Raw genomic sequence first — 21325 nt, forward strand, 5'->3', positions numbered from 1 at the left:
AATTGGTGGTGGGCGTGGCGGGCTCAGCCGGCCTTCGGCGGCGGCTTCACCCCATGGACGATGGCGAGCACCGCCACCGTGCCGAAGGTGGCGACCGCGCCGACCGCCGTCAGCGCGCCGAAGACGAGGCCGAGCGCCCCGCCGGTGACCCGATCGAGCTGCTCGTCCGACAGGGTCCGGCCCGAACGGGCGGCGTCCTCGAGCTCGGCGTCGCTGACGTCGTAGCCGTCGGCGCGCAGGCGGGCCGCCATCGCGGCGGCGCTGCCCAGATCCTTGTAATCCTGTGCCAGCGCGGGGTTGTCGCTGACGGCCGCGGCGAAGCGGTCCAATTCGGTCTGGCTCATCGTTGCTTCTCCGGTGGGTCGCGGTCCGGCGGTTCGGCGACGCGGTTCGCCGTGCCGATGCGTTGCTGCAATTGGGCGAAGAGGAGGTCGAGCGTGCTGGGCGCCACCGGCGACGCGGGCGCCGGATCGTCCCGGGCCGTGACGGCGGGCGCCCGGCGGAGTTCCGTCTGGCTCATGCGCGTGCCTCCTTTCCGGTGTCCGGCCCGACGGCGGGTCAGGCCTTGGGCAGCGTGCCCCTCCGGGCGGAGTCGGCGACGATCCCGGCGACGGCCCCGACGAGCGCGCCGCCCAACCCGAGCGCGAAGAGATTCGCCATGACCGTCGCGACGACGAAGCCGCCGGACACCCCGTCGAGCTGCTCGTCGGACAGTTCGCTGCCGCCGCGGTGCGCCGCCGCCAGCTCGCCGTCGCCGATGTCGTAGCCGTCGGCGCGCAGCCGGGCTGCCAGCTCCGCCGGGGTGGCGGCCGTCCCGTAGGATTCGGCCAGCCCCGGATCGGCCTGCACCGCGGCGGCGAACCGCTGAAGCTCCGCCTGGCTCATGGGGGTGTCGTCCTTTCCTGTCGGATGGTTCCGGTCGGGTGCTTCAGGACCGCCAGCCGATCCGGTAGCTGCGGGGATCGGGGGTGGCGGGGGCGGATTGCCCGGCGCCCTGGGCGATGGTGGCCACGGCCCAGATCCAGGTGCCGGCGACGCCGGCGGCGAACAGGGCGCCGGCCCCGACCGCCACGCCGATCGCGGCGGTCGCGAGGATGCTGCCGCCCGACACCTGGTCGAGCTGCTCGTCCGAGAGCTCCCGGCCACGGCGCATCCCGGCCTCGACCTCGTCGCCGCTGACGTCGTAGCCGTCGGCGCGCAGTTGGGCCGCCACCTCCGCCGGGCCGGCAAGGCCGGCGTAGCGTTCGAGCAGATCGGGCGTGGTTCGGATCGCGTCGGCGAAACGCTGAAGATCGGTCTGGCTCATGTCCGGTTCCCCCTTGGTGTCGAAAGTGTCAGCGCCCGCCGAGCGGCCGGCCCGCCCTGGCCATCTCGAAGGCGGCCCAGCCCCCCACGCCGATCAGCCCGGTGATGGCGACGACGGCCAGGGCCGTGGCGGCCACGCCGACGGCGACGAGAACGCCGCCTCCCGACACCTGGTCGAGCTGCTCGTCCGAAAGTTCCCGACCACGCCGGATCGCCGCCGCGATCTCGTCGTCGCTGACGTCGTAGCCGTCGGCGCGCAGCCGCGCCACCAGGGCGGCCGGGTCGGCGATGTCGCGGTAGGCGTCGAGAAGCGACGGGTCGGCCTGGACGGCGGCGGCAAAGCGTTGGATGTCGACTTGGCTCATCCCGGGGACTCCGATGCTCGGGAAACGGGGTGGTCAGAACCGGATCATGTTGAGAAGCAGGGCCGGCGTCGGACGCTGCTTGAGGCCGCCGGACACCCTGTCCAGCTCCCCGTCCGACAGCTCCCCATCCGGCCGCTCCTCATGGAGGCGCCCAATGTCCGGCCCTTCGGCGAGGCGGGACGCGGTTTCGGCGATCTCGTCGTCGCCGACGTCGTAGCCGTCGGCGCGCAGCCGCGCCGCCAGCTCCGGCAGATCGGCCGCCGCGCCGTAGGACTCGGCCAGTTCCGGGGTTTCCCGGATCGCGGCGGCGAACCGCTCGATCTCGGCCTGACTCATGTTCGGGACTCCTGTCTCGCCTGCATGCCGCCGGGAATGCTAGAGGCCGGGCCGGGGCGCCGCCCGCCGCCGCGTCCCAGAAACTTGCCGCGGCGTCTCATCGGGGCGCGATTCCGCGGGCCCTGGTTCAATGGGGATAGAGCTTGGAGGCGAAGTTGCGCAGGGCGTCGTTGATCACCGCCGGCCTGCCGGTGACGAGGTTGTTGATCCCGTCGGCGGCGACCACGGCGCCGAACACCAGCCCGCCGACCAGCGCCAGCCCGCCGAGGCCGAGCAGCACCCCGGCGCCCCCGCTGACCTGATCGAGCATCTCGTCGGGCAGCTCGACGCTGCGGCGGTGGGCGTCCGCGACCTCGGCGTCGGTGACGTCGTAGCCGTCGGCGCGCAGCCGCGCCGCCAGCTCGGCGAGGTTGGCCGCCGCCGCGTGGCGCTCGGCCAGCGCCGGCTCGTTCAGGGCCGCGGTGGCGAACCGCTCCAGTTCCGCTTGGCTCATGGCCGTCGTCCCCCGGTTGATGATCGCCGGGAGCTTAGCCGGGACGGTGGGCGCCCACCCTTCAAGGCGTCCCAGAAACTTGCCCGGCCGTCTCAAATGGTCACGGGCCGGCGGTGGAAGCCGGCTTGACAGGAGCCGGGTGCAATGATGGTGCTATGTCGGGGAACTGGCGTGAGCGCGTTCGATGGCCGACACCGGAGGGGAAGCGTCCCCCGTTCTTCGCTTCGACAGCGCCGGCATGGCGCCGGAGGAGGGATTCTGGCTCTGGCGCGATCAGATGTCGCCGATCTTCGAGATCAGCGTTCCCGACCGGGACGCCGTCGGCGCCTTCCATGGCGTGCTGGAGACCTACCACATGGGCAGCGTGCTGCTGGGCCGCTGCGCGTCGGTGACCCAGAGCTTCGAACGCAGCCGGCCGATCATCGCCCGCAGCGGCATCGATCATTATCTGGTCCAGTTCCAGCACCGGGGTGGTTCGCGCGGCCGAATGGGCGCGCGGGAGGTCGACGTCCGCACGGGCGACGTCTGCATCCTGGATCTGGCGCAGACGGTCAGCACCGTCGACCACGACATCGACACCCTGACCCTCTGCCTGCCGCGCGAGATGCTGGCCCCGCTGGTGGTGGATCCCGACGCGCTGCACGGGCTGGTGCTGCCCGGCCGCAGCCCGCTGGGCGCGATGCTGGCCGGCCATGTCCGATCGCTGCACCGTGTCGCGTCCACCCTGTCGGCGCGCGAGGCGCTGAGCGTGGCGCGCGGCGCCGCCGCCTTCGTCGCCGGCTGCCTGGGGCCGACCGTCGACGCGCTCGATCTCGTCCGGCCGGAAATGCAGGCGTCGCGCGTAAGGGCCATCAAGCGGCACATCGACAGCCATCTCGGCGATCCGCAGCTGGATGCGGCGCGCATCGCCGAGGCTTTCCGCATGTCGCGGCCGACGCTGTACCGGCTGTTCGAGCCGATGGGCGGGGTGGCCGCCTACATCCTGCAACGCCGGCTCGCCCGCAGCCTGGCCGACCTGATGGCGCACCGGCCCCAGCGCATCGCCGACATCGCCCGGCGTTGGGGCTTCAGCTCCGAAACCGCCTTCAGCCGCGCCTTCCGCGCCGCGTTCGGCATGGCGCCGCGCGACGCCCGCGCCAGCTCGCAGCGGGTGAGCAACTCGCCCACCAACGTCTCGGATGCGTTCAAGCGCTGGTTTCATGAACTCGCCGTGCTGTGAGCCGGCGGGCCGCGGCGTCCGGCGTCCGCTACCGCCGCAGCCCGCCGGCCCGGCCATAGGCCGTCGCCGCCGTCCGCGCCGCGTCGCCGCGCCGGATCGTCACGCCGAGCGCCGCCCTGGCCTCCTGCAACCGCTCGATCAGCGTCAGCAGGTCGTCGGCGAGCGCCAGCCGCTCCGTCCGCGTCGACGGTCCGACCAGCAGCCGCCGCGCCCGCGCGACGACGCGCCTGTGGTCGAGCAGCAGCGCGTCCTGCTCGGCGAAGCGGTCCGGATCGGCGTCCATGCCCCGGCCCTCACCGCTTCATGGCGATCAGCGTGTCCAGCATGTCCTGCGCCGTCGTCACCACCTTGGAGGCGGCGGAATAGGCCTGTTGCGCGGTGATCATCCGGCTGAACTCATCGGTCAGCTCGACCGTGGAGCTTTCCAGCGAGCCGGCGGCAATCTCGCCCGCCTTGCCGTCGCCGGCGGTGCGCAGCTGGTAGGCGCCGGACTCGTAGGTCTGGGTGAAGGTGCTGCCGGTCTCGCTGTCCAGCCCGTCGGCGTTGGCGAAGGTCGCGATCGGGATCTGGTAGATCGCCCGCGTCTCGCCGTTGTCGAAGGTGGCGCGGATGACGCCGCTGTCGTCGATGGTGGTGCCGGTCAGCGTGCCCGGCGCGTAGCCGTTCTGCGCGCTGCTCCAGTCGCCGACCGACGGATCGCTGTCGCCCGACGCGTACTGCGTCAGCCCGTCGGTGCCGTTGGCCGTTCCCAGATCGAGCGTGACCGCGCTGTCGGTGGCGCCGGTGGTCCACCCGCCGACCGAGAAGGAGATCGCCGATGGATCGACCGACACCATGGTGCCGGTGCCGTCGTCCTGCGTCGCCGAGGCCAGCGAGCCGTCGCTGTTGAAGCTGATCGACAGCGGAAAGCCCGCCATCGTGCCGGTGGTCACCGTGCCGTCCGACGATTTGGCCGGGTCCGACGCGTCGAGCGACCATGTGTTGTCGGCGGTCTTGGTCCAGCTCAGCGTCACCGAATGGCTGTTGCCGAGCGCGTCGAACATCTCGACGTCGGTGGTGAAGCTGTCGCCGGTCTCGGCGTCGGACGGCAGGTTGGCCTCGACCCCCAGCGTCGAGGTCGCCTTGGGCGTGCCCTTGATGCTGGTCAGGTTGACCGCCTCCAGGCTGTCGGTGGAGGTCTTGTTGCTGGCGGTGATCTTGCCGCTCTCGTCCAGCTTCCAGCCGTAGAGGTAGTTGCCCTCGTCGTTCTTCAGGTAGCCCGACGCGTCGGCCGAGAAGGAGCCGTTGCGGGTGAAGGCGATCCCGCCGTTCGCCGAGGCGTCGGAGATGACGAAGAAGCCCTCGCCATTGATCGCCATGTTGGTGGTGGTGGCGGAGGACTGGATCTCGCCCTGGCGGTTGATGTTGCGGGTGTTGGAGGCGATGACGCCGCCGACCTGCTCGTCGACCGTGGTCGTCTTGTTGATGTAGGAGGTGAAGCTGGTGACCGTGCCCTTGAAGCCGGTGGTACTGGAGTTGGCGATGTTGCTGGAGATCGAGGCGAGCGCCTTGCTCTGGGCGGTCAGGCCGGACATGGCGCTGTACATCGCGCTGGTGATGCTCATGGCGGCACCTGTCGATAGATCGGGAAATTCGGGTGGATGCGGCAGTCAGGAGATGGCGGCCAGGAGATGGCGGTCAGGAGATGGCGGTCAGGAGATCGCCAGCACGTCGTCGGCCGAGACGCTGACCCCGCCGACGTCGAGCACGGCGGATCCCGAGCTGCTGTCGACGCCGGTCACCGTGCCCTTGATGCGGGTGGTGGCGCCGACGGCGCTGCCGCTGGAATCGAAGGCGGTGACCGCCAGGGTGTAGGTGCCGCTGGTGTAGGAGCTGCCGTTGCTGCCGGTGCCGTCCCAACTCAGCGCATGGGTGCCCGACGACGTCTCGCCACTGGTCGTGTAGACCGTCTTGCCCGAGGAATCGGTGACGGTCAGCGTGACCTTGGAGGCGGTGGAGTCGAGGTCGTACTCCCACTCGGCGCTGCCGTCCTGGAGCGCCGTGGTGTCGCCCTCGGCCTCCACCGTGCGTCCGAGATAGCCGATGGCGCTGCTGCCGGTGCCGAGCGCCGAGACGGCGGTGGTCAGATCGTCCAGCTTGTCGCCGATCGACATCTGCTGCTCCAGCGAGGCGAGCTGCACGAGCTGGCTGGTGTATTCGCTGGCGTCCACCGGATCGGTCGGGTCCTGGACCTCCAGCTGCTTCAGCAGCAGGGTCAGGAAGGACTGGTAGTTCTCGGCCAGCGAGGCCGACGAGCGGCTCGACGAGGAGCTGGCCGTCGCGGTCGAACTGGTCGCGTATGTGGAGCTGAGTGCTGACACCGACATCGCCTTCTCCACCCAAATCGCGGCCCGTTCGCGGACTCCGGGTCGGGTGTCCGCGGCGGCGAGGCCGGTGTTGTCCAGGGAAGGGCCGCGCGACGGCGCCGCCCGTTCGTTCTGTGGGTATCCACGGGGCGGGGCGGGAAAGCTGGCGCGGTTTTTTTCGAAAAAGAGCCGGGGCAGCAAAAAGGCCGCCGTCCGGCTGGACGGCGGCCTATGGCCGGGCTGGAAGCGGGTGCGGCGGCGTTACGCCGCGTCGCCCCAGAAATGCGGCATGGTGGCGTCGGCGCCGTAGCCGTCGCTGCCCATCGACGACCAGCTCAGGTCATGGATGCCGTGGGAGAGCGCCGCCGCGTCCTCCTTCAGCGAATAGTCGCCGTTCGCGCTGTCGGTGAAGCCGGGATTGAACACCGCGTCGTTCGGCCCGTAGCCCTTCCCGTTGGCGGCGAGGTTGCCGTCCATCAGGAAATTTTGGCCGGGGCTCATCAGCTTCCAATACTGTTCGATCGGCATGTCGCCGGCCGTGAGGTTGCGGATGATGGTGGTGTCGTCGGGGCGCGCCTGGTCGCCGGCCTTGGGCACCCACTCGACGCGGATGAAGGCGTGGTCCGGGTCGCCGACGACGCCGAAATTGTTCTCCAGCAGGTTGCCGTCGCCGCCATGGACGTAGATGCCGCCCCAGGAGAAGCCCTTGACGAAATTGTCGCGCACGGTGACGCCGCCGGTCAGGTCGTCGAGCGAGATGCCCCAGCCCTTGTGGTCGGTCAACCAGTTGCCATCCGAGTCGGTGGCAAGACCGCCGGTGTCCTGCACGTCGTTGCCGCGGATCACCGAGCCGGTCGGGGTGCCGGAGCGGCCCAGCATCTCGATGCCGCCGCCGTCGGCGGTCTCCTGCCCGACATGGTGGATGCTGTTGAACTCGACCATGTTGTTTCGGTTGATCTGGCCGTCATCCCACTCCTTCAGCGACACGCCGTAGCGCGGCGCGTGGGAGATGTCGTTGTGGCTGATGACGCTGTCGCTGCTGCCGACGCCCCCGACCCCGGCCCCGCCCTTCACGATCTCGCCGATGTGCTCCATGCGGTTGGCATAGATGTGGTTGCCGTTGGCGGCGTTGCTCATGGTGATGCCGCTGGAGCCCAGATGCTCCATGGCATTGCCGCCGATCAGGCTGTTGTCGGTGCCGTTCAGGGCGATGGCGGTGCCGACATTGACAAAATGGTTGCCGCCGACCGCGTTGCCGTGCCCGCCGGTCAGCGACAGCGCCGCGCCGTCGTATTGCCCATCGGTGAAGGTCAGGCCGGTGATGGAGAGGTCGCTGGCGTCCTTGGCGCTGATCAGCGTGCCGAGCCGCGCCACCACGGCGCCGTCCTTGAGCAGGGCGGCGGCATCCTCCGGCTTCACCACCAGGGCGTCGTCGCCGGCGCGCCAGCCGAACTCGCCGGCGTCGCGGATCAGCGCGGCGTCGTTCATCACCCGGTAGGTGCCGCCGGAGCGCAGCGCGTAGGAGGCGTCGTCGGCCAGCGTGACGCGGTCGCCGTCGATGGCGCGCACCGCCGTGATGTCGTCCTTCAGCCGCTCGGTGTCGAAGGTCTGGACGACCAGCCCGTCATGGGTGGTCAGGTCGGCCGGGATGTCGCCGTCCTTGGCGGCGAAGACGGTCTTGCTGGCCCCGCCCTCGGCGGCGCGCAGGACGTGCCAGCCGCTGGTCGGGTCGGCCGGGTCGACGTCGCCGGTCTGGGCGACCGTCTGGCGGACGCCACCGATGGTCAGGTCGAGCCCGCTGGCGTGATCGAGCTTGGCGGAATAGAGGCCCCTCCCCTCGGCGGTGAAGCCGCGCACCAGCTCGCCGCCGCTGATCACCGGCGTCTCGCCCTCGTAGGCGGCGAAGCTGTGGCCGCTGTCGCGGGAATCGAGGGTGAGCGTTTCATCGAGGCGGTAGGTGCCGCCACGGACGTGGGTGGTGTCGGTATCACCCGCCCGCATCGCATCCCGCGCCTTCTCCAGGCTGGCGAAGGGGCCGTCGGTGCCGTCGGCGTTGGGGGCCGCAAGCCGGCCGGACCAGCTGTCGTTGCCCTGCGTCGAAACGTAGAAGGCCGTCTGGTCGGTGGTCGTCATGGTCAAGTCCTCCAGTGCTGTGGGCCGGAGGAAACGCTTTTATGGTTAATTTTTCCTTTCCCGCTGGAGTACCCCAAATGGGGAATAATTGTCGGCGGACAAAAATGTTTGCACATGGACAAAAGAGCTGGTCCCCGTTTCCCGGGACCAGCTCAGCCCTGCGGACCGTGGCCCGAATGCTTGGCGGCCAGCTGTTGCACGACCAGCAGCGCGACCTGACGGAACGAACGAATGGCCGGGGTTTCGTTCATCCTTTGCCAGCCCAGCGCCACATGCACCGGTGCGTGGGCGTCCTCCAGGGTCAGGGTCCGAACCCCGGTCATATGGAGATTGCGCGCCACCTCTGGCACCAGCGCGACACCCATTCCGGCGCCGACCAGACCGACCACGGTGTGGATTTGCGTGGCGTTCTGAACGACGCGCGGCGCGAAGCCGACGGCCTCGCACATCCGCATGATCCGCGAATGGAACAGCGGACTCTCCCGTTGCGAGAACATGATGAACGGTTCCTCGGCGACACGGGCGAGCGGCAGACTGTCCAGACCGGCCAAGGGGTGGCTGGCCGGAACCGCGAGCTGGAAATTCTGGGTCAGAATTGTCTGAACCTCCAGCCGCGGGTCGGAGGACGGTGGGCGCAGCAATCCGATGTCGATCAGGCCGCGCCCCAGCGCATCGAACTGCTGCGCGATGGTCATCTCCCGCAACTCCAACTCCACATCCGGGTAGAGGTGGCGGAACCGTTCGAGGATCGCCGGCAGCAGATCGTAGGTCGAGGAGTGGATGAAGCCGACGACCAGATGACCATACTCCCCCATGCCGACACGGCGGGCGTCGGTTCGCGCCTTCACGAGATCGTCGAGGATGCGCGCCGCACGGTCGAGGAACAGAGTCCCAGCCGGTGTCAATTCCACGGTGCGTTGTGTCCGCTTCAACAGAACAACACCGATGTCCTCCTCCAAATTCTGAATTTGGCGGGAAAGCGCCGGTTGCGCGATCCGTATTCGCGCGGCGGCGCGCCCGAAATGCAACTCTTCAGCGACTGCCTGGAAGTAGCGGAGCTGGCGAATGTCGATCATTTGATAACAGGACGGTATCAATCGGGGCTCTACAATATATTGGACCATGAATGCATTGTGAACCAACATTCTGGGCGTAGGACAACAGTCGGCGCCGTCGGCGCCCAGTGGGGAAGCTCCAGGATGACCATTGGTTTCCGGATCGAACGCGCACCGTCGCGTCCGTCACACGATCTCGTCGCCGCGTTCAGGACCGTTCCGACGGCCATCGTCAGCGACAACATGAACCGCATGTTCGCCGGCGGCACGGCGTTGCGGCCCATTCATCACAGCGGCATCCTGTGCGGACCGGCGCTGACCGTCCGCACCCGTCCGGGCGACAATCTCATGGTCCACAAGGCGCTCGACCTTGCCCAGCCCGGCGACGTGATCGTCGTCGACGCCGGCGGCGACACCACCAATTCCATCATCGGCGAGATCATGTGGTCCTACGCCCGCACCCGTGGCGTGGCCGGCTTCGTGATCGACGGGGCCGTGCGCGACACCGCGGTCCTTGCGGCGGGCGACCTGCCGGTCTACGCCCGTGGCGCCACCCATCGCGGCCCCTACAAGGACGGTCCGGGGGAAATCAACGTCACGGTGTCGGTCGGCGGCATGGTGGTCGCTCCCGGCGACATCATGCTCGGCGACGAGGATGGCCTGTTGGTGGTGCCGCAGGCCGACGCCCCGGCCATCCTGGCGCTGGCGCGCGCCCAGCAGGAGCGCGAGGGCGGCATCCTGCGCAGCATCGCCGACGGCACCGTCGATCGCAGTTGGGTGGACCGCATGCTGGCCGAGCGGGGGCTGGCCCCATGAGCGTCCGCGTCCCGCACGACCGGTTGGCGGCTTATTGCGGCCGCGTGTTCATGCGTGCCGGCGTTCCTCCCACGGTCGCCGCGACGGTGGCCGACAGCCTGGTCTACGCCGACCTGCGCGGGGTGGAATCGCATGGCGTCGTGCGCACCGGCATCTATCTGAAGCGCGCCGCCGAGGGGATGGTCGACCCTCAGGCCCCGGTGACGCTGGTGCGGGACGATGGCTGCACGGCGCTGGCCGACGGCGGCAACAATTTCGGCGCCCATGTCGGCGCGGTGGCGCTGGATCTGGCCATGGAGCGGGCGAAGCGGCACGGCGTCTGCGCGCTGGGCGTGCGCCAGTCCAACCATTTCGGCACCGGCGCCTATTATGTCCAGCGGGCGGTGGAGCGGGGACTGGCGCTGATCGTGCTGTCCAACGCCTCGCAGACCATGCCGCCGGCCGGCGGTGTGCGGCCCTTCATCGGCACCAACCCGATCGCCTTCGGCTTTCCCACCGGACGGCCGGTTCCCTTCGTGCTGGACATGGCGACCAGCCTCGTCGCGCGCGGCAAGATCATCGTCGCCGCCAAGCGGGGAGAGAGCATCCCGCTCGGCTGGGCGGTGGACAAGGACGGCAACCCGACCACCGACGCGGAGGCCGCGCTGGACGGCGCCGTGCTGCCCCTGGGCGGCGCCAAGGGGTCGGGGCTGTCGATGGCCATCGACATCCTGGCCGGCGTGCTGACCGGCGCCGGCTACGGCCCGACCGTCAACAACATGTACGACAATTGGGCCGAGCCGCAGAATGTCGGGCATTTCTTCATCGCCATCGACATCGAGCGGTTCATGCCGCTGCCCACCTTCACCGAACGGCTCGGCGGCTTCATCGACCTGATGAAGGCGGAGCCGAAGGCCCCCGGTACCCTGGAAATCCTGCACGCCGGCGAGGTGGAGCACCGGCTGGAAGCCGCCCGCCGCCGCGACGGCATCGAGCTTCCCGACCGTGTCGCCGAGGAACTGATCGCGCTCGGCCAACAATACGACGTCGCCTGGATCCAATGAGCGTCCGGCGGCCAGGAGAGTTCATCACATGAGCACCGGAATTCCGTCCTTCAGCTATCACATCCCCACGGCCATCGAATTCGGCTGGGGCGCTTTGTCCCGCCTGCCGGGGATCGCCCGCGACCTCGGCGGCAGCCGGGTGCTGGTCGTCGGCGACCCCGGCGTCGCCCGCGCCGGCATCGTCGACCGCGTGGTCGCCACCCTGACCGAGGCCGGCATCCCCGCCGCCGCCTTCACCGAGGTGGAGAGCGATCCCGACGTGTCGTCGGTCGAAGCCGGCGCCCGCCTTGCCAAGCAGCAGGGCTGCGATCTGGTGGTCGGCGTCGGCGGCGGCAGCGCGCTGGACACCGCCAAGGCGGTCGGTCTGATGCTGACCAACCCCGGCACCATCCGCGACTATGTCGGCATCGGCAAGGTCGGGACGGCCGGCGCCCCCGTCGTCGCCATCCCCACCACCGCCGGGACCGGCAGCGAGCTGACCATCTGGTCGGTGCTGTCCGACAAGGCGAACAAGGTCAAGATCAGCGTCGGCAGCGTGCTGAACTGCCCGCGCGTCGCCCTGCTGGACCCGGCGCTGACCATGTCGCTGCCGCCGGCCTTCACGGCGGCGACCGGCATGGACGCGCTGACCCACGCGCTGGAATCCTACGTCAACACCGCGACCCAGCCGATTTCCGAGGCGATGTCGGAACAGGCGATGACCCTGATCGCCCGCAGCCTGCGCGTCGGCGTCGCCCAGGGCGGCAACGCCCAGGCGCGCGGCGATCTGCTGCTGGCCAGCACCATCGCGGCGATGGCCTTCAACAGCACCCGCCTCGGTCTGGTCCACGCCTTCGCGATGCCGCTCGGCGCGCGGTTCCACATCCCGCACGGTCTGGTCAACGCCATCCTGCTGCCGGCGGTGATGCGGTTCAACCTGCCGGGCAACCTGCCGAAATACGCCCGCATCGCCGAGATCTTCGGCGAACGCGTCGCGCATCTCAGCCTGCGCGAGGCGGCGGAACGCTCCGTCTCCGCCATCGAACAGCTCAAGACCGACATCGGCATCACCGCCAAGCTCGGCGATTTCGGGTTGACCGAGGCCGATTTCGACAGCGTCGCCACCGAGGCGATGCAGTCCGGCAACGTGCCGGTCAACCCACGGCAGCCGACGCTGGAGGACATGAAGTCCCTCCTGCGCGCCGAACTCTAACCGGTTGGAACAACGTCCATGGACATGCAGAGCTGGCTGAACGGCGCCGTCGGCGGCCGTTACGGCAACATCATCGACGGCGTGGCCGAGGAGGCCAACGGCAACGCCTCCGCCATCCACAACCCGGCGCGGCGCGACCAGTGCCTCGGCCATTTCGCCGAAAGCTCGAACGACGACGTCGACCGCGCCGTCACCGCGGCCCATCGCGCCTGGAAGACGTGGCGCGAGGTGCCGGGGCCCGAACGCGGCGCCCTGCTGTTCCGCGCCGCCGACCTGCTGGAGCAGCGGGTCGAGGAGCTGGCCTTCATCCTGTCGGCCGAACAGGGGAAGGTGCTGGCGGAATCGCGCGGCGAGGTGATGCGGGCCGCCAAGGAGCTGCGCTTTTCCGCCGGCGAGGCGAGCCGCATCGACGGCACCACCCTGCCCAGCGAGAAGCGCAACGGCTTCGCCATGACCATGCGCGCGCCGGTCGGCGTCGTCGCGGCCATCGCGCCGTGGAACTTCCCGATCGTGACCCCGGTGCGCAAGATCGGTCCGGCGCTGGCCTATGGCTGCACCGTGGTGCTGAAGCCGGCCAACCTGACGCCCTGGTCGGCGGTGCGGCTGATGGACGTGTTCCGCGACGCCGGCATCCCGAAGAGTGTCGTCAACCTCGTGCTCGGCTCCGGCCGGGGCGCGGGGGAGGCGCTGGTCCGCCACCCGCTGGTGCGCGGCGTCAGCTTCACCGGCTCGACCAGGACCGGGGCGGACATCAACGCCCAGCTCGCCCGCCGCTTCGTGCGCGCCCAGTTGGAACTCGGCGGCAAGAACCCGGCGGTGGTGCTGAGCTACCGCGACGTCGGCCCGGTCGCCAAGCAAATCGCCTCGGCCGCCTTCGCCTGCACCGGCCAGCGCTGCACCGCGATCAGCCGCGTCGTCGTGCTCGACAGCCTCGCCGACGAGGTGACGGAGGCGCTGACCGCCGAATTGGCCGCCATTCGCGTCGGCCCGGCCTGGGACCCCGCCGCCACCATGGGGCCGCTGATCACCGAACAGCACCGCGTCTCGGTCCTGCGCAACCTTGCCGCCGGCCTGGACGAGGGCGCCCGGCTGCGCTTCGGCGGCGGCGTGCTCGACCAGGGCGCCCTGGCATCCGGCCATTTCATGGAACCGACGCTGCTCGACCGCGTGCAGCCCAACACCAAGCTGGCGCGCGAGGAGGTCTTCGGCCCGGTGCTGTCGGTCATCGCCGTTCCCGACGCCGACCGCGCCTTCGAGGTCGCCAACGCGGTGGAGTATGGTCTGGCCGCGTCGATCTTCACCCGCGACGTCGATCAGGCCTTCCGTTTCATGCGGGACAGCCAGTCCGGCATGGTGCACGTCAACCACGGCACCGCCAGCGAGGCGCATCTGCCTTTCGGCGGCGTCAAGGGGTCGGGCTACGGCGCCTACTCCATCGGCCACAGCAACCAGGATTTCTTCACCGAACTGAAGGCCGCCTACGTCCAGGCCTGACCGACACCAAACAACAACACGACACGCCCCATCCGGGAGGAAAAAACGATGACCTTGAAATCCATTCTGTTCGCCGCCGTCGCGGCGACCGCCCTGCTGCCCGGCGCGGCCTTCGCGCAGACCGTTCTGAAGCTGGGCCATGTCTGGCCGCAGACGGAAATCCACGCCAAGGCGGCCGAGATGTTCGCCGAGGACGTCGCCAAGGCGACCAACGGCGCGGTGAAGATCCAGGTGTTCGGCGGCAGCACGCTGGGCAGCGACCGTGAACTGGTCGAGGGGCTGAAGTTCGGCACCGTCGATTTCTGGGTCGGCGGGGCCGGCGTGCTGTCGGCCGCCTCCGACACCGCGAAGATCTTCACCATCCACTTCATGATCAACGGCATCGACCATTTCAAGACGATCTACAACGGCCCGGTCGGCACCGAGATCACCGAACGCATCAAGAAGGAATCCGGCTACCAGGTGGTCGGCTACTGGCTGCGCGGTCCGCGCTGGCTGACCACCAAGAGCGCGGTCAACAGCCCGGCCGACCTCGCCGGCCGCAAGATCCGGGTGCCGGACAGCCCGGTCTTCGTCAAATCCTGGCAGGCGCTGGGCGCCGCGCCAACGCCGATGAATTTCGGCGAGGTGTTCACCGCCCTGCAACAGGGCGTCATCGACGGGCAGGAGAATCCGCTGTCGCTGATCCTGAACTCCAAATTCTCCGAGGTGGTCAAGCATCTCGTCCGCACCGAGCATGTGTTCGAGCCGATCGCCGTGGTCATGAACAGCAAGCGCCTTGAAAAGCTGCCCGAGGACCAGCGCAAGGCGATCATCGACGCCGTCAACGCCCGTGCCAAGGAGTTCGCGGCGGCCGAGGTGTCGCGCGGCGAGGCCGATTTCCTCAAGCAGCTCCAGGCCCAGGGCATGACGCTGATCGAACCGGACAAGGCGGCCTTCCGCGCCAAGGTCGAGCCGGTGGTCGACCGCGATTTCCCGTCCCTGAAGCCGATCTACAAGAAGGTGGTCGATGAAAGCGTCGCCGTTGCCCGCTGACGGGCATGGCGCGGTGGGGCCGGCGCCGGTGAGCGCCGGCCCCGCGCCGCTTCCGCCGGCCCTGCGCCGGGTCATCCGCGTCGTCGACGGCTTCAACGCGGCGCTGCTGGCTGTTCTGTCGCTGGGGCTGGGGGTGTTGGCCTGCCTGGCGCTCGTCCAGGTGATCGCCCGCTACGTCGTCGGCGAACCGCTGATCTGGTCGGAGGAGCTGATCCGCTACGCGCTGATCTGGATCGTCTTTCTCGGCGCCGGGATCGGCGTCCGTCGCGGGCTCCTGGCCTCGGTGGAATTGATCGCCCAGACGGTTCCCCGTCCATTGCGGCGGGCGTTGTCGCTGGTCTGCGCCCTGGTCTCCGCCCTGTTCTGGGCGGTGCTGCTGGGTTACGGCGTCGCCATCCTCGACGCGGTGGAGGGCATCACGTCGGGCAACATGGAAATCCCGATGTCGGTCGTCTATCTCGCCGTTCCCATCGGGGCGGCCCTGGCGCTGGTCAACACGCTCATCGTCGCCATCGACCCGCCACCGCCATCGCTCGACGGCATCATCGACTGAGGAGGCTCCGACCATGACACCGATGGCCTTCGGCGCCATTCTTCTTCTGCTCTTCGCCGCCGGCATCCCCATCGCCGTCGCGCTGGGCATGACGGCGGCCGTGTCGATGCACGGATCCGGCATTCCGCTGGAGGCGATGGTCCAGCGCATGTTCGCGGCGCTGGATTCCTTTCCGCTGTCGGCCATTCCCTTCTTCGTGCTGGCCGGTGCGCTGATGGAATCGGCCGGCATCTCCAACCGCCTGATCAACTTCGCGCAGTCGCTGGTCGGGCGGGCGACCGGTGGTCTCGGACTCGTCACCGTCATCTCGGCGATGTTCTTCGCCGCCATCTCCGGGTCGAGCGCCGCGACGACCGCGGCCATCGGCAGCATCCTGATCCCGGCGATGACCGTGCGCGGCTATCCCAAGAGTTTCGCCACCGCCGTGCAGGCGGCGTCGGGCGAACTCGGCGTCATCATCCCGCCGTCGATTCCGATGATCATCTTCGCCTTGACCGCCGGGGTGCCGGTGTCGATCGGCGATCTGTTCGTGGCCGGCGTCATTCCCGGCGTCATGATCGGCGGTTCCCTGATGCTGACCGTCTCTCTGATCAGCAGGAAGCGCGGCTATGGCCTCGGCGCCGCCGGTGCGGACCATGGCCTCCGGGCGCTGGGCGACCCGCCGCCCAAGGGCCGGGCCTTCCGCGAGGCGTTCCTGCCGCTGCTGATGCCGCTCATCATCCTCGGCGGCATCTATGGCGGCGTCTTCACCCCGACCGAGGCGGCGGTGGTCGCCGTGTTCTACGCGCTGTTCCTCGGCGGCGCCGTGTACCGGACGCTGACGGCGGCCAGCGTGATGGCGGCGCTGCGCGCCTCCCTGCTCAGCACCGTGGTGATCCTGCTGATCATCTCGGCGGCCAGCGTGTTCGGCTGGGTGCTCACCGCCAACCGCATCCCGGACATGATCGCCCAGGCCTTCGTGGCGTTCTCGCAGGAACCCTACGTCTTCCTGCTGCTGGTCAACCTGCTGCTGCTGATCGTCGGCATGTTCCTGGAGACCGGGGCGGCGATCATCATCCTCGCCCCCATCCTGACGCCGGTGGCGGTCAAGCTGGGTGTCGATCCGGTCCATTTCGGCATCGTGATGATCGTGAACCTCGCCGTCGGCATGACCACGCCGCCGGTCGGCGTCAACCTGTTCGTCGCCTGCCAGGTCGCCGGCCTGCGCATCGAGCAGATCCTGAAGGACATGCTGCCCTTCTACCTCGTCCTGCTGCTGGACATCCTGATCCTCACCTACCTGCCGCAGATCACGCTGTGGCTGCCGGGGGTGCTGAAATGATCCCGCTTCCGGATCGGGATGACGGCGCCCGGCGGTTCCTGCGCGGCTGCTTCGACCGCGCGGTGGAGGTCTGCCGACCCGACCGCATCCTCGGCGGGCACCTGCCGCCACCGCCCGCCGGGCGCACGGTGGTGGTCGGGGCCGGCAAGGCGGCGGCGTCGATGGCCGCCGCGCTGGAGGCGCATTGGCCCGGCCCCTTGGACGGTCTGGTCATCACCCGCCACGGCCACGGCCACCCCTGCGCCCGCATCCGGGTGGTCGAGGCCGGCCACCCCGACCCCGACGCGGAGGGCGAGCGGGCGGCGGCCGAGCTCCTGCGGCTGGTCGACGGGCTCGGTCCCGACGATCTGGTGCTGTGCCTGCTGTCCGGCGGCGGCTCGTCGCTGATGATGCTGCCGCCCGACGGGCTGACCCTGGCGGAGGTCAAGGCGGTCAACGGCGCGCTTCTGCGCAGCGGCGCCCCCATCGGCGACATGAACCGGGTGCGCTCGGTGCTGTCGCGGCTGGGCGGCGGGCGGCTGGCGGTCGCGGCGTGGCCCGCCCCGGTGGTGACGCTGGCGATCTCCGACGTGCCGGGGGACGAGCCGGCGACCATCGCCTCCGGCCCCACGGTGCCGCCGGTGTCGAGCCCGGCGCTCGCCCACGCGGTGCTGGACCGTTACCGGATCCCGGTGCCGGAACGGCTGGCCGCCTTCCTCGCCTCCGACGCCGCGCGGCCCCCTGCCGCCGATCATCACGCCTTCGGGGCTGGGCGTTTCCATCTGATGGCGTCCGGCCTGTCGGCGTTGAACGCGGCGGCGGAGGCGGCGCGGACGGCCGGCATCGAGCCGTTGGTGTTGGGCGACGCCATCGAGGGCGAGGCCCGGCAGGTCGGCACGGTCATGGCCGGCATCGCCCGCTCCATCCGCCAGGGCGGCACCACGGCGTCCCGCCCCTGCCTGCTGCTGTCGGGCGGCGAGACCAGCGTGACCGTTGCCGGTCAGGGGCGCGGCGGCCGGAACGCCGAGTTCCTGCTGTCCTTCGCGCTCGGCATCCAGGAGGTGGAGGGCATCGCCGCCATCGCCTGCGACACCGATGGCATCGACGGGTCGGAGACCAACGCCGGCGCGCTGGCCGACGGCGCCACCGCCGGCCGGGCCCGCGCCGCCGGTCTTGATCCCGCCGACCGCCTGGGCGACAACGACGCCTACACGGTGTTCGCGGCGCTCGGCGACCTCGTCGTCACCGGGCCCACCCTGACCAACGTCAACGATTTCCGCGCGGTGCTGATCCGATGAGCCTTGCAGACGACACCTCCCCCGTGATCGCCCCCGTGATCCCCCCCGTGATCGTCGTTCTGGATGGGGCAACGCTGGCGCCGGGAATCGCCCTGCGCCGCCCCGCCGTGCCGCATGTCTGGCGGAATTTCGACCGCACCGCCACCGGGGAAGCGGCGGAGCGTCTGCGCGACGCCACCGTCGCGGTGGTCAACAAGGTCCGCCTCGACCGCGCGGCGCTCGACGCCGCGCCCCGGCTGCGGCTGGTGCTGGTCGCGGCCACCGGCATGGACAACATCGACCTCGCCGCCTGCGCGGAGCGCGGCATCGTGGTGCGCAACGTCGTCGGCTATGGCGCCGCGACGGTCGCCGAGCATGTGTTCGCCCTGCTGCTGGCCTTGCGTCGCAATCTGATCGCCTACCGTCAGAGCGTGCTCGACGGCCGGTGGGAGGAGAGCGGGCAGTTCTGCTACCACGACTTCCCGGTGCGCGAGCTTCAGGGATCGCGCCTCGCTCTGGTCGGCGGCGGGGCCATCGGCGGCGCCGTCGGCCGCATCGCCGAGGCCTTCGGCATGGAGGTGGTGGTCGCCGCCCGCAAGGGCCAGGCGGCGGCAGAGGGGCGCATCCCCTTCGAGGAGGCGCTGGCGACCGCCGACGTGCTGTCGCTGCATTGCCCGCTGACCCCGGAGACGCGCGGCCTGTTCGACGCCCGGGCGTTCGCGCGGATGGAACGCCGGCCGATCCTGATCAACACCGCGCGCGGCGCGCTGATCGACGGACCGGCGCTGGTCGCCGCGGTCGGCAGGGGGCAGGTGTCCGGCGTCGGGCTGGACGTGCTGGCGGTGGAACCAATCACGGCCGACGACCCGGTGCGCGCCATTCTGGGCCATCCGAGCGTCATCGTCACGCCGCATGTCGCGTGGGCTGGGCGGATCGCCCAACAAAGGATCGTGGATGCGCTGTCGGATGCGCTTGATGAATTCCTGAAGGTTCACGCTCTGCCGGTGGCCGATTCCCAACCGCGTTGAAATCCGCTTTGGCGGATCGGCACCGTCAACGTGTCGATGACCGGACAGAGTGAAGGCGCGGCGGCCAGGAACGGTTTGCTGATTGGGCGGCCAGTGGCGCGCCGGCCGTTGCGGCCCAGACCTGGAACGCCTGGGTGCGAACCTCCCGATCGTCGGCGGCAGGGCGGCGGTCGCGACGAAGGTGGAAGAGGTTGGCGATCGGGTCGTGGAGGATAGGAAGCGCTGGACCTGGGCGGGCTCCTTGAAGCGCTTCCTCTGCCGCTCACGCCGCCGGGTGGATTGGTGGGAGTTCTCCGCCCGGTTGTTCAGCCCCCTGTGCTGGCGGTGTTCCCCGCCCATGGCCAGCTCCCGCTTGGCGGCGTGGGGTTTCAGCTTGTCGGTGATCAGCATGCGCGGTGCCCGGCCCTGCTTCTTCAACAGCTTGCGCGAGCCAAGCGCTTGGCTGCCTTGATGTCGCGCCGACTCTGGAGCAGGGTGTCGAGAACGAAGCCGTCCCGATCGACCGCCCGCCAGAGGTAGTGTTGGCGGTGGACCCGAACTCAAGGCCCTGGCCGACGGTCACGCATGAAGCATGCGCCGCAACTGAGCAATGAGCCGCGCGCAAGGTGTTCAATGGGCAGTTAACCGCGCGGGTTGTGCCAGCGATCGGCTGGCCCGATCGACTCGGGCACAGCGCACGCCGGCCGGGCCGGTGGCCGAGGCGCCTCGGAATCACATGGCTTGGGCCAGAGTGCTGCTGGCCGATCCGCCTCCGATCAAGAGAAATATCGGGAGCCATCGCCCGAGGGGGTATCGCGGAACTGCTGCTGGATGGCCGCGATGGCGCTCATGTCCGTGAGCAGCGCCGCAACACAGTCCGGATCGAACTTTCGGCCCGCCTGCTCCCGGAGGAAAGCCGCCGCAGCCTCGTTCGTCCAGGCCCCCTTGTAGGGACGTTCCGACGTGAGCGCGTCGAACACGTCAGCGACCGCGACAATGCGGGCCTCCAATGGAATGGCCACCCCGGAAAGGCCGTTGGGATAGCCGGAGCCGTCAAAGGCCTCATGGTGACAGGCCACCACATTGCGCAAGATGGCGACATGCGGCAGGGCACCAAGGCCATGGTCGTGAATCATCGAGTTGATGATGTCCAAGCCCTTGGTCACATGCGTTTTCATGACCTCGAACTCGTCCGGCGACAGCTTGCCAGGCTTGAGCAGGATGCTGTCCGGTACCGCCACCTTACCGACATCGTGCAGAGGGGCATACTGGAGAACATACTCGATGAACTCGTCCGAAAGGCCGTGCTTCGATGCGATTCTCGCTGCGACAAGCTGGGCGTAGCGGCTCATGCGGTTGAGATGGGCACCGGTCTCCTCATCACGGTAGTGGCTGACCTCGAGGGCCGTGTGCACGGCCGCCAGCATGGCGCGTGTGCTGGTCATCTCGGACGCAACGAGCACACCGATCACCCGCCGGTACGGAATGAGCGCCGACACGATGGGTTCGGTGAAGAATCCCTCCTTCCTTGAGTTCAGGAACAGGAATCCATACAGGTTGCCCTGCCAGTGAATGCGGCTCACAAAGCGCGAGCGGAAACCCTGCCTCAGCAACTGGCCGCCCGGACCGGTGGAACCGGGGGCTGACGTGATCGCATTGTCAATCCACGGACGTCCCGTCTCGGCGACCGCCTTTAGAAGAGGATGATCGCACAGCCTGCGGGAAAGGGGATCGAGGGGCCGTGGACCGACGTTGCTGTGGACGAACGTCCGGACCCGCTCACCCCTGGCATCGTAGGTCGCCACGGCGACCCGGTGCAGATGCTCCAGTCCGGGCCATTCGCGGATCTCCTCATGCAACGATTGCAGCCGCTCCTCAAGGCCTCCAGTCTGCTCCATCCAAGGATCTTCACCGAACCCGCAGAAGAGACTGCCCACTCTCACTTGCCCCATTTGGTTCAAAGAACATCTCCCGGATGACATGACCTAGAAATCAACTATTTGCCAGGGCAGCAATGGGTGTATCGCGCTATTTTTCCACTGCATGCGTGTGAAGGGTTAGCCGAAAGACAGGGAAACCCGTGAGACGACCGTCACCTTGAAGGGTATTAGTTGGCGTTGATTTGCGTCAAATCCCTGAACAAATATGGAGGATCATGGGTCCGAACCAGAGATTGAGGGCGGGGCTCCGCTATCTCCAGGGAGCGCTTGGCAGCACGATCGATGTGAACCGCTCCGGGTTTGTCTGAGCTGGCCCCTGAGCTGGCCCCCGTTTCCCGGACAGTTCGCTAAGCTTGGTTCGCCCAGGAAGAAGGACGGACCCGATGACGGGAAAACGGAAACGGTATTCGGCGGAGT

23 protein-coding genes and 2 pseudogenes are annotated in these 21325 nt (G+C 69.0%); 10 read left to right on the plus strand and 15 right to left on the minus strand.

Annotation, left to right across the window (positions count from 1 at the left end):
* Positions 1-23: 23 nt before the first annotated feature.
* From J2847_RS21150 to J2847_RS21180, 7 genes are all read right to left on the minus strand, one after another.
* Complete coding sequence (locus J2847_RS21150) at positions 24-344, minus strand: Nif11-like leader peptide family RiPP precursor (RefSeq protein ID WP_209780815.1); 321 nt, start codon at positions 342-344, stop codon at positions 24-26.
* Complete coding sequence (locus J2847_RS21155; protein ID WP_209780816.1) at positions 341-520, minus strand: hypothetical protein; 180 nt, start codon at positions 518-520, stop codon at positions 341-343. The genes J2847_RS21150 and J2847_RS21155 overlap by 4 nt, the downstream gene beginning before the upstream one ends.
* A gap of 38 nt (positions 521-558) precedes the next feature.
* Positions 559-885, minus strand: coding sequence for a Nif11-like leader peptide family RiPP precursor (locus J2847_RS21160; protein ID WP_209780817.1), 327 nt, complete (start codon positions 883-885; stop codon positions 559-561).
* A 43-nt stretch (positions 886-928) separates the two neighbouring features.
* Complete coding sequence (locus tag J2847_RS21165; protein ID WP_209780818.1) at positions 929-1306, minus strand: Nif11-like leader peptide family RiPP precursor; 378 nt, start codon at positions 1304-1306, stop codon at positions 929-931.
* A gap of 28 nt (positions 1307-1334) precedes the next feature.
* The gene (locus J2847_RS21170; protein WP_085552015.1) at positions 1335-1670 is read right to left on the minus strand and encodes a Nif11-like leader peptide family RiPP precursor; all 336 of its coding nucleotides are present in this window, start codon (positions 1668-1670) and stop codon (positions 1335-1337) included.
* A 33-nt stretch (positions 1671-1703) separates the two neighbouring features.
* Positions 1704-2006, minus strand: a complete 303-nt coding sequence (locus tag J2847_RS21175) for a Nif11-like leader peptide family natural product precursor (RefSeq protein ID WP_085552014.1) — start codon at positions 2004-2006, stop codon at positions 1704-1706.
* Positions 2007-2133: 127 nt separating this feature from the next.
* Entirely contained in the window at positions 2134-2499 is a 366-nt protein-coding gene (locus tag J2847_RS21180; protein ID WP_085552013.1) for a Nif11-like leader peptide family RiPP precursor, read from the minus strand.
* A gap of 184 nt (positions 2500-2683) precedes the next feature.
* On the opposite strand from J2847_RS21180, the gene J2847_RS21185 reads away from it, so the two are divergent.
* Complete coding sequence (locus J2847_RS21185; RefSeq protein ID WP_209780819.1) at positions 2684-3718, plus strand: helix-turn-helix domain-containing protein; 1035 nt, start codon at positions 2684-2686, stop codon at positions 3716-3718.
* A 28-nt stretch (positions 3719-3746) separates the two neighbouring features.
* On the opposite strand, the gene J2847_RS21190 is transcribed toward J2847_RS21185, so the two are convergent.
* The 5 genes from J2847_RS21190 to J2847_RS21210 form a co-directional block, all read right to left on the minus strand.
* Positions 3747-4001 (minus strand): hypothetical protein, encoded by a 255-nt coding sequence (locus J2847_RS21190; RefSeq protein WP_209780820.1) that lies wholly within the window; start codon positions 3999-4001, stop codon positions 3747-3749.
* A 10-nt stretch (positions 4002-4011) separates the two neighbouring features.
* Positions 4012-5322, minus strand: coding sequence for a flagellar hook protein FlgE (flgE, locus tag J2847_RS21195; RefSeq protein ID WP_209780821.1), 1311 nt, complete (start codon positions 5320-5322; stop codon positions 4012-4014).
* 87 nt (positions 5323-5409) lie between these two features.
* Positions 5410-6084: a flagellar hook assembly protein FlgD gene (locus J2847_RS21200; protein ID WP_209780822.1), complete on the minus strand. Its 675-nt coding sequence runs from the start codon at positions 6082-6084 to the stop codon at positions 5410-5412.
* Positions 6085-6324: 240 nt separating this feature from the next.
* A complete protein-coding gene (locus tag J2847_RS21205; protein ID WP_209780823.1) occupies positions 6325-8196 on the minus strand; it encodes a right-handed parallel beta-helix repeat-containing protein in 1872 nt (623 codons plus the stop codon).
* A gap of 152 nt (positions 8197-8348) precedes the next feature.
* A complete protein-coding gene (locus J2847_RS21210; protein ID WP_209780824.1) occupies positions 8349-9272 on the minus strand; it encodes a LysR family transcriptional regulator in 924 nt (307 codons plus the stop codon).
* A 123-nt stretch (positions 9273-9395) separates the two neighbouring features.
* On the opposite strand from J2847_RS21210, the gene J2847_RS21215 reads away from it, so the two are divergent.
* From J2847_RS21215 to J2847_RS21255, 9 genes are read left to right on the plus strand one after another with little or no spacing between them, the layout of a single operon-like run.
* Complete coding sequence (locus J2847_RS21215; protein ID WP_209780825.1) at positions 9396-10067, plus strand: RraA family protein; 672 nt, start codon at positions 9396-9398, stop codon at positions 10065-10067.
* Positions 10064-11110, plus strand: a complete 1047-nt coding sequence (locus J2847_RS21220) for an Ldh family oxidoreductase (RefSeq protein ID WP_209780826.1) — start codon at positions 10064-10066, stop codon at positions 11108-11110. Before J2847_RS21215 ends, J2847_RS21220 begins: the two co-directional genes overlap by 4 nt.
* Before the next feature lie 28 nt (positions 11111-11138).
* Positions 11139-12302 carry an iron-containing alcohol dehydrogenase gene (locus J2847_RS21225; RefSeq protein WP_209780827.1) on the plus strand — a complete coding sequence of 388 codons (1164 nt, stop codon included), beginning with the start codon at positions 11139-11141 and terminating at the stop codon, positions 12300-12302.
* 18 nt (positions 12303-12320) lie between these two features.
* The gene (locus tag J2847_RS21230; protein WP_209780828.1) at positions 12321-13796 is read left to right on the plus strand and encodes an aldehyde dehydrogenase family protein; all 1476 of its coding nucleotides are present in this window, start codon (positions 12321-12323) and stop codon (positions 13794-13796) included.
* Between the two features lie 48 nt (positions 13797-13844).
* Entirely contained in the window at positions 13845-14831 is a 987-nt protein-coding gene (locus tag J2847_RS21235; protein WP_209780829.1) for a TRAP transporter substrate-binding protein, read from the plus strand.
* Complete coding sequence (locus tag J2847_RS21240) at positions 14806-15384, plus strand: TRAP transporter small permease (RefSeq protein WP_209780830.1); 579 nt, start codon at positions 14806-14808, stop codon at positions 15382-15384. The genes J2847_RS21235 and J2847_RS21240 overlap by 26 nt, the downstream gene beginning before the upstream one ends.
* Positions 15385-15397: 13 nt before the next feature.
* Complete coding sequence (locus J2847_RS21245; protein WP_233474677.1) at positions 15398-16705, plus strand: TRAP transporter large permease; 1308 nt, start codon at positions 15398-15400, stop codon at positions 16703-16705.
* Positions 16702-17982 (plus strand): glycerate kinase type-2 family protein, encoded by a 1281-nt coding sequence (locus J2847_RS21250; RefSeq protein WP_209780831.1) that lies wholly within the window; start codon positions 16702-16704, stop codon positions 17980-17982. Before J2847_RS21245 ends, J2847_RS21250 begins: the two co-directional genes overlap by 4 nt.
* Positions 17979-18989 carry an NAD(P)-dependent oxidoreductase gene (locus J2847_RS21255; protein WP_209780832.1) on the plus strand — a complete coding sequence of 337 codons (1011 nt, stop codon included), beginning with the start codon at positions 17979-17981 and terminating at the stop codon, positions 18987-18989. The genes J2847_RS21250 and J2847_RS21255 overlap by 4 nt, the downstream gene beginning before the upstream one ends.
* 222 nt (positions 18990-19211) lie before the next feature.
* Here the strand turns inward: J2847_RS21255 and J2847_RS34955 are convergent.
* From J2847_RS34955 to J2847_RS21265, 3 genes and pseudogenes are all read right to left on the minus strand, one after another.
* Positions 19212-19406: pseudogene (locus tag J2847_RS34955) on the minus strand (DDE-type integrase/transposase/recombinase); the annotation flags it as partial.
* Positions 19403-19504, minus strand: a pseudogene (locus tag J2847_RS34960) (DDE-type integrase/transposase/recombinase); the annotation flags it as partial. The pseudogenes J2847_RS34960 and J2847_RS34955, both read right to left, overlap by 4 nt.
* A 240-nt stretch (positions 19505-19744) precedes the next feature.
* Complete coding sequence (locus tag J2847_RS21265; protein WP_209780833.1) at positions 19745-20866, minus strand: HD domain-containing phosphohydrolase; 1122 nt, start codon at positions 20864-20866, stop codon at positions 19745-19747.
* Positions 20867-21325: the final 459 nt, after the last annotated feature.

It is taken from the genome of Azospirillum agricola, assembly GCF_017876095.1.
GTDB lineage: Bacteria > Pseudomonadota > Alphaproteobacteria > Azospirillales > Azospirillaceae > Azospirillum > Azospirillum agricola.

Coding starts and splice junctions, on each gene's coding strand:
- J2847_RS21175 (WP_085552014.1), bottom strand. CDS start 2,006: ATGAGTCAGGCCGAGATCGAGCGGTTCGCCGCCGCGATCCGGGAAACC.
- J2847_RS21190 (WP_209780820.1), bottom strand. CDS start 4,001: ATGGACGCCGATCCGGACCGCTTCGCCGAGCAGGACGCGCTGCTGCTC.
- J2847_RS21185 (WP_209780819.1), top strand. CDS start 2,684: ATGGCCGACACCGGAGGGGAAGCGTCCCCCGTTCTTCGCTTCGACAGC.
- J2847_RS21240 (WP_209780830.1), top strand. CDS start 14,806: ATGAAAGCGTCGCCGTTGCCCGCTGACGGGCATGGCGCGGTGGGGCCG.
- J2847_RS21230 (WP_209780828.1), top strand. CDS start 12,321: ATGGACATGCAGAGCTGGCTGAACGGCGCCGTCGGCGGCCGTTACGGC.
- flgE (WP_209780821.1), bottom strand. CDS start 5,322: ATGAGCATCACCAGCGCGATGTACAGCGCCATGTCCGGCCTGACCGCC.
- J2847_RS21255 (WP_209780832.1), top strand. CDS start 17,979: ATGAGCCTTGCAGACGACACCTCCCCCGTGATCGCCCCCGTGATCCCC.
- J2847_RS21180 (WP_085552013.1), bottom strand. CDS start 2,499: ATGAGCCAAGCGGAACTGGAGCGGTTCGCCACCGCGGCCCTGAACGAG.
- J2847_RS21220 (WP_209780826.1), top strand. CDS start 10,064: ATGAGCGTCCGCGTCCCGCACGACCGGTTGGCGGCTTATTGCGGCCGC.
- J2847_RS21200 (WP_209780822.1), bottom strand. CDS start 6,084: ATGTCGGTGTCAGCACTCAGCTCCACATACGCGACCAGTTCGACCGCG.
- J2847_RS21235 (WP_209780829.1), top strand. CDS start 13,845: ATGACCTTGAAATCCATTCTGTTCGCCGCCGTCGCGGCGACCGCCCTG.
- J2847_RS21165 (WP_209780818.1), bottom strand. CDS start 1,306: ATGAGCCAGACCGATCTTCAGCGTTTCGCCGACGCGATCCGAACCACG.
- J2847_RS21225 (WP_209780827.1), top strand. CDS start 11,139: ATGAGCACCGGAATTCCGTCCTTCAGCTATCACATCCCCACGGCCATC.
- J2847_RS21150 (WP_209780815.1), bottom strand. CDS start 344: ATGAGCCAGACCGAATTGGACCGCTTCGCCGCGGCCGTCAGCGACAAC.
- J2847_RS21245 (WP_233474677.1), top strand. CDS start 15,398: ATGACACCGATGGCCTTCGGCGCCATTCTTCTTCTGCTCTTCGCCGCC.
- J2847_RS21250 (WP_209780831.1), top strand. CDS start 16,702: ATGATCCCGCTTCCGGATCGGGATGACGGCGCCCGGCGGTTCCTGCGC.
- J2847_RS21205 (WP_209780823.1), bottom strand. CDS start 8,196: ATGACGACCACCGACCAGACGGCCTTCTACGTTTCGACGCAGGGCAAC.
- J2847_RS21160 (WP_209780817.1), bottom strand. CDS start 885: ATGAGCCAGGCGGAGCTTCAGCGGTTCGCCGCCGCGGTGCAGGCCGAT.
- J2847_RS21215 (WP_209780825.1), top strand. CDS start 9,396: ATGACCATTGGTTTCCGGATCGAACGCGCACCGTCGCGTCCGTCACAC.
- J2847_RS21210 (WP_209780824.1), bottom strand. CDS start 9,272: ATGATCGACATTCGCCAGCTCCGCTACTTCCAGGCAGTCGCTGAAGAG.
- J2847_RS21170 (WP_085552015.1), bottom strand. CDS start 1,670: ATGAGCCAAGTCGACATCCAACGCTTTGCCGCCGCCGTCCAGGCCGAC.
- J2847_RS21155 (WP_209780816.1), bottom strand. CDS start 520: ATGAGCCAGACGGAACTCCGCCGGGCGCCCGCCGTCACGGCCCGGGAC.
- J2847_RS21265 (WP_209780833.1), bottom strand. CDS start 20,866: ATGGAGCAGACTGGAGGCCTTGAGGAGCGGCTGCAATCGTTGCATGAG.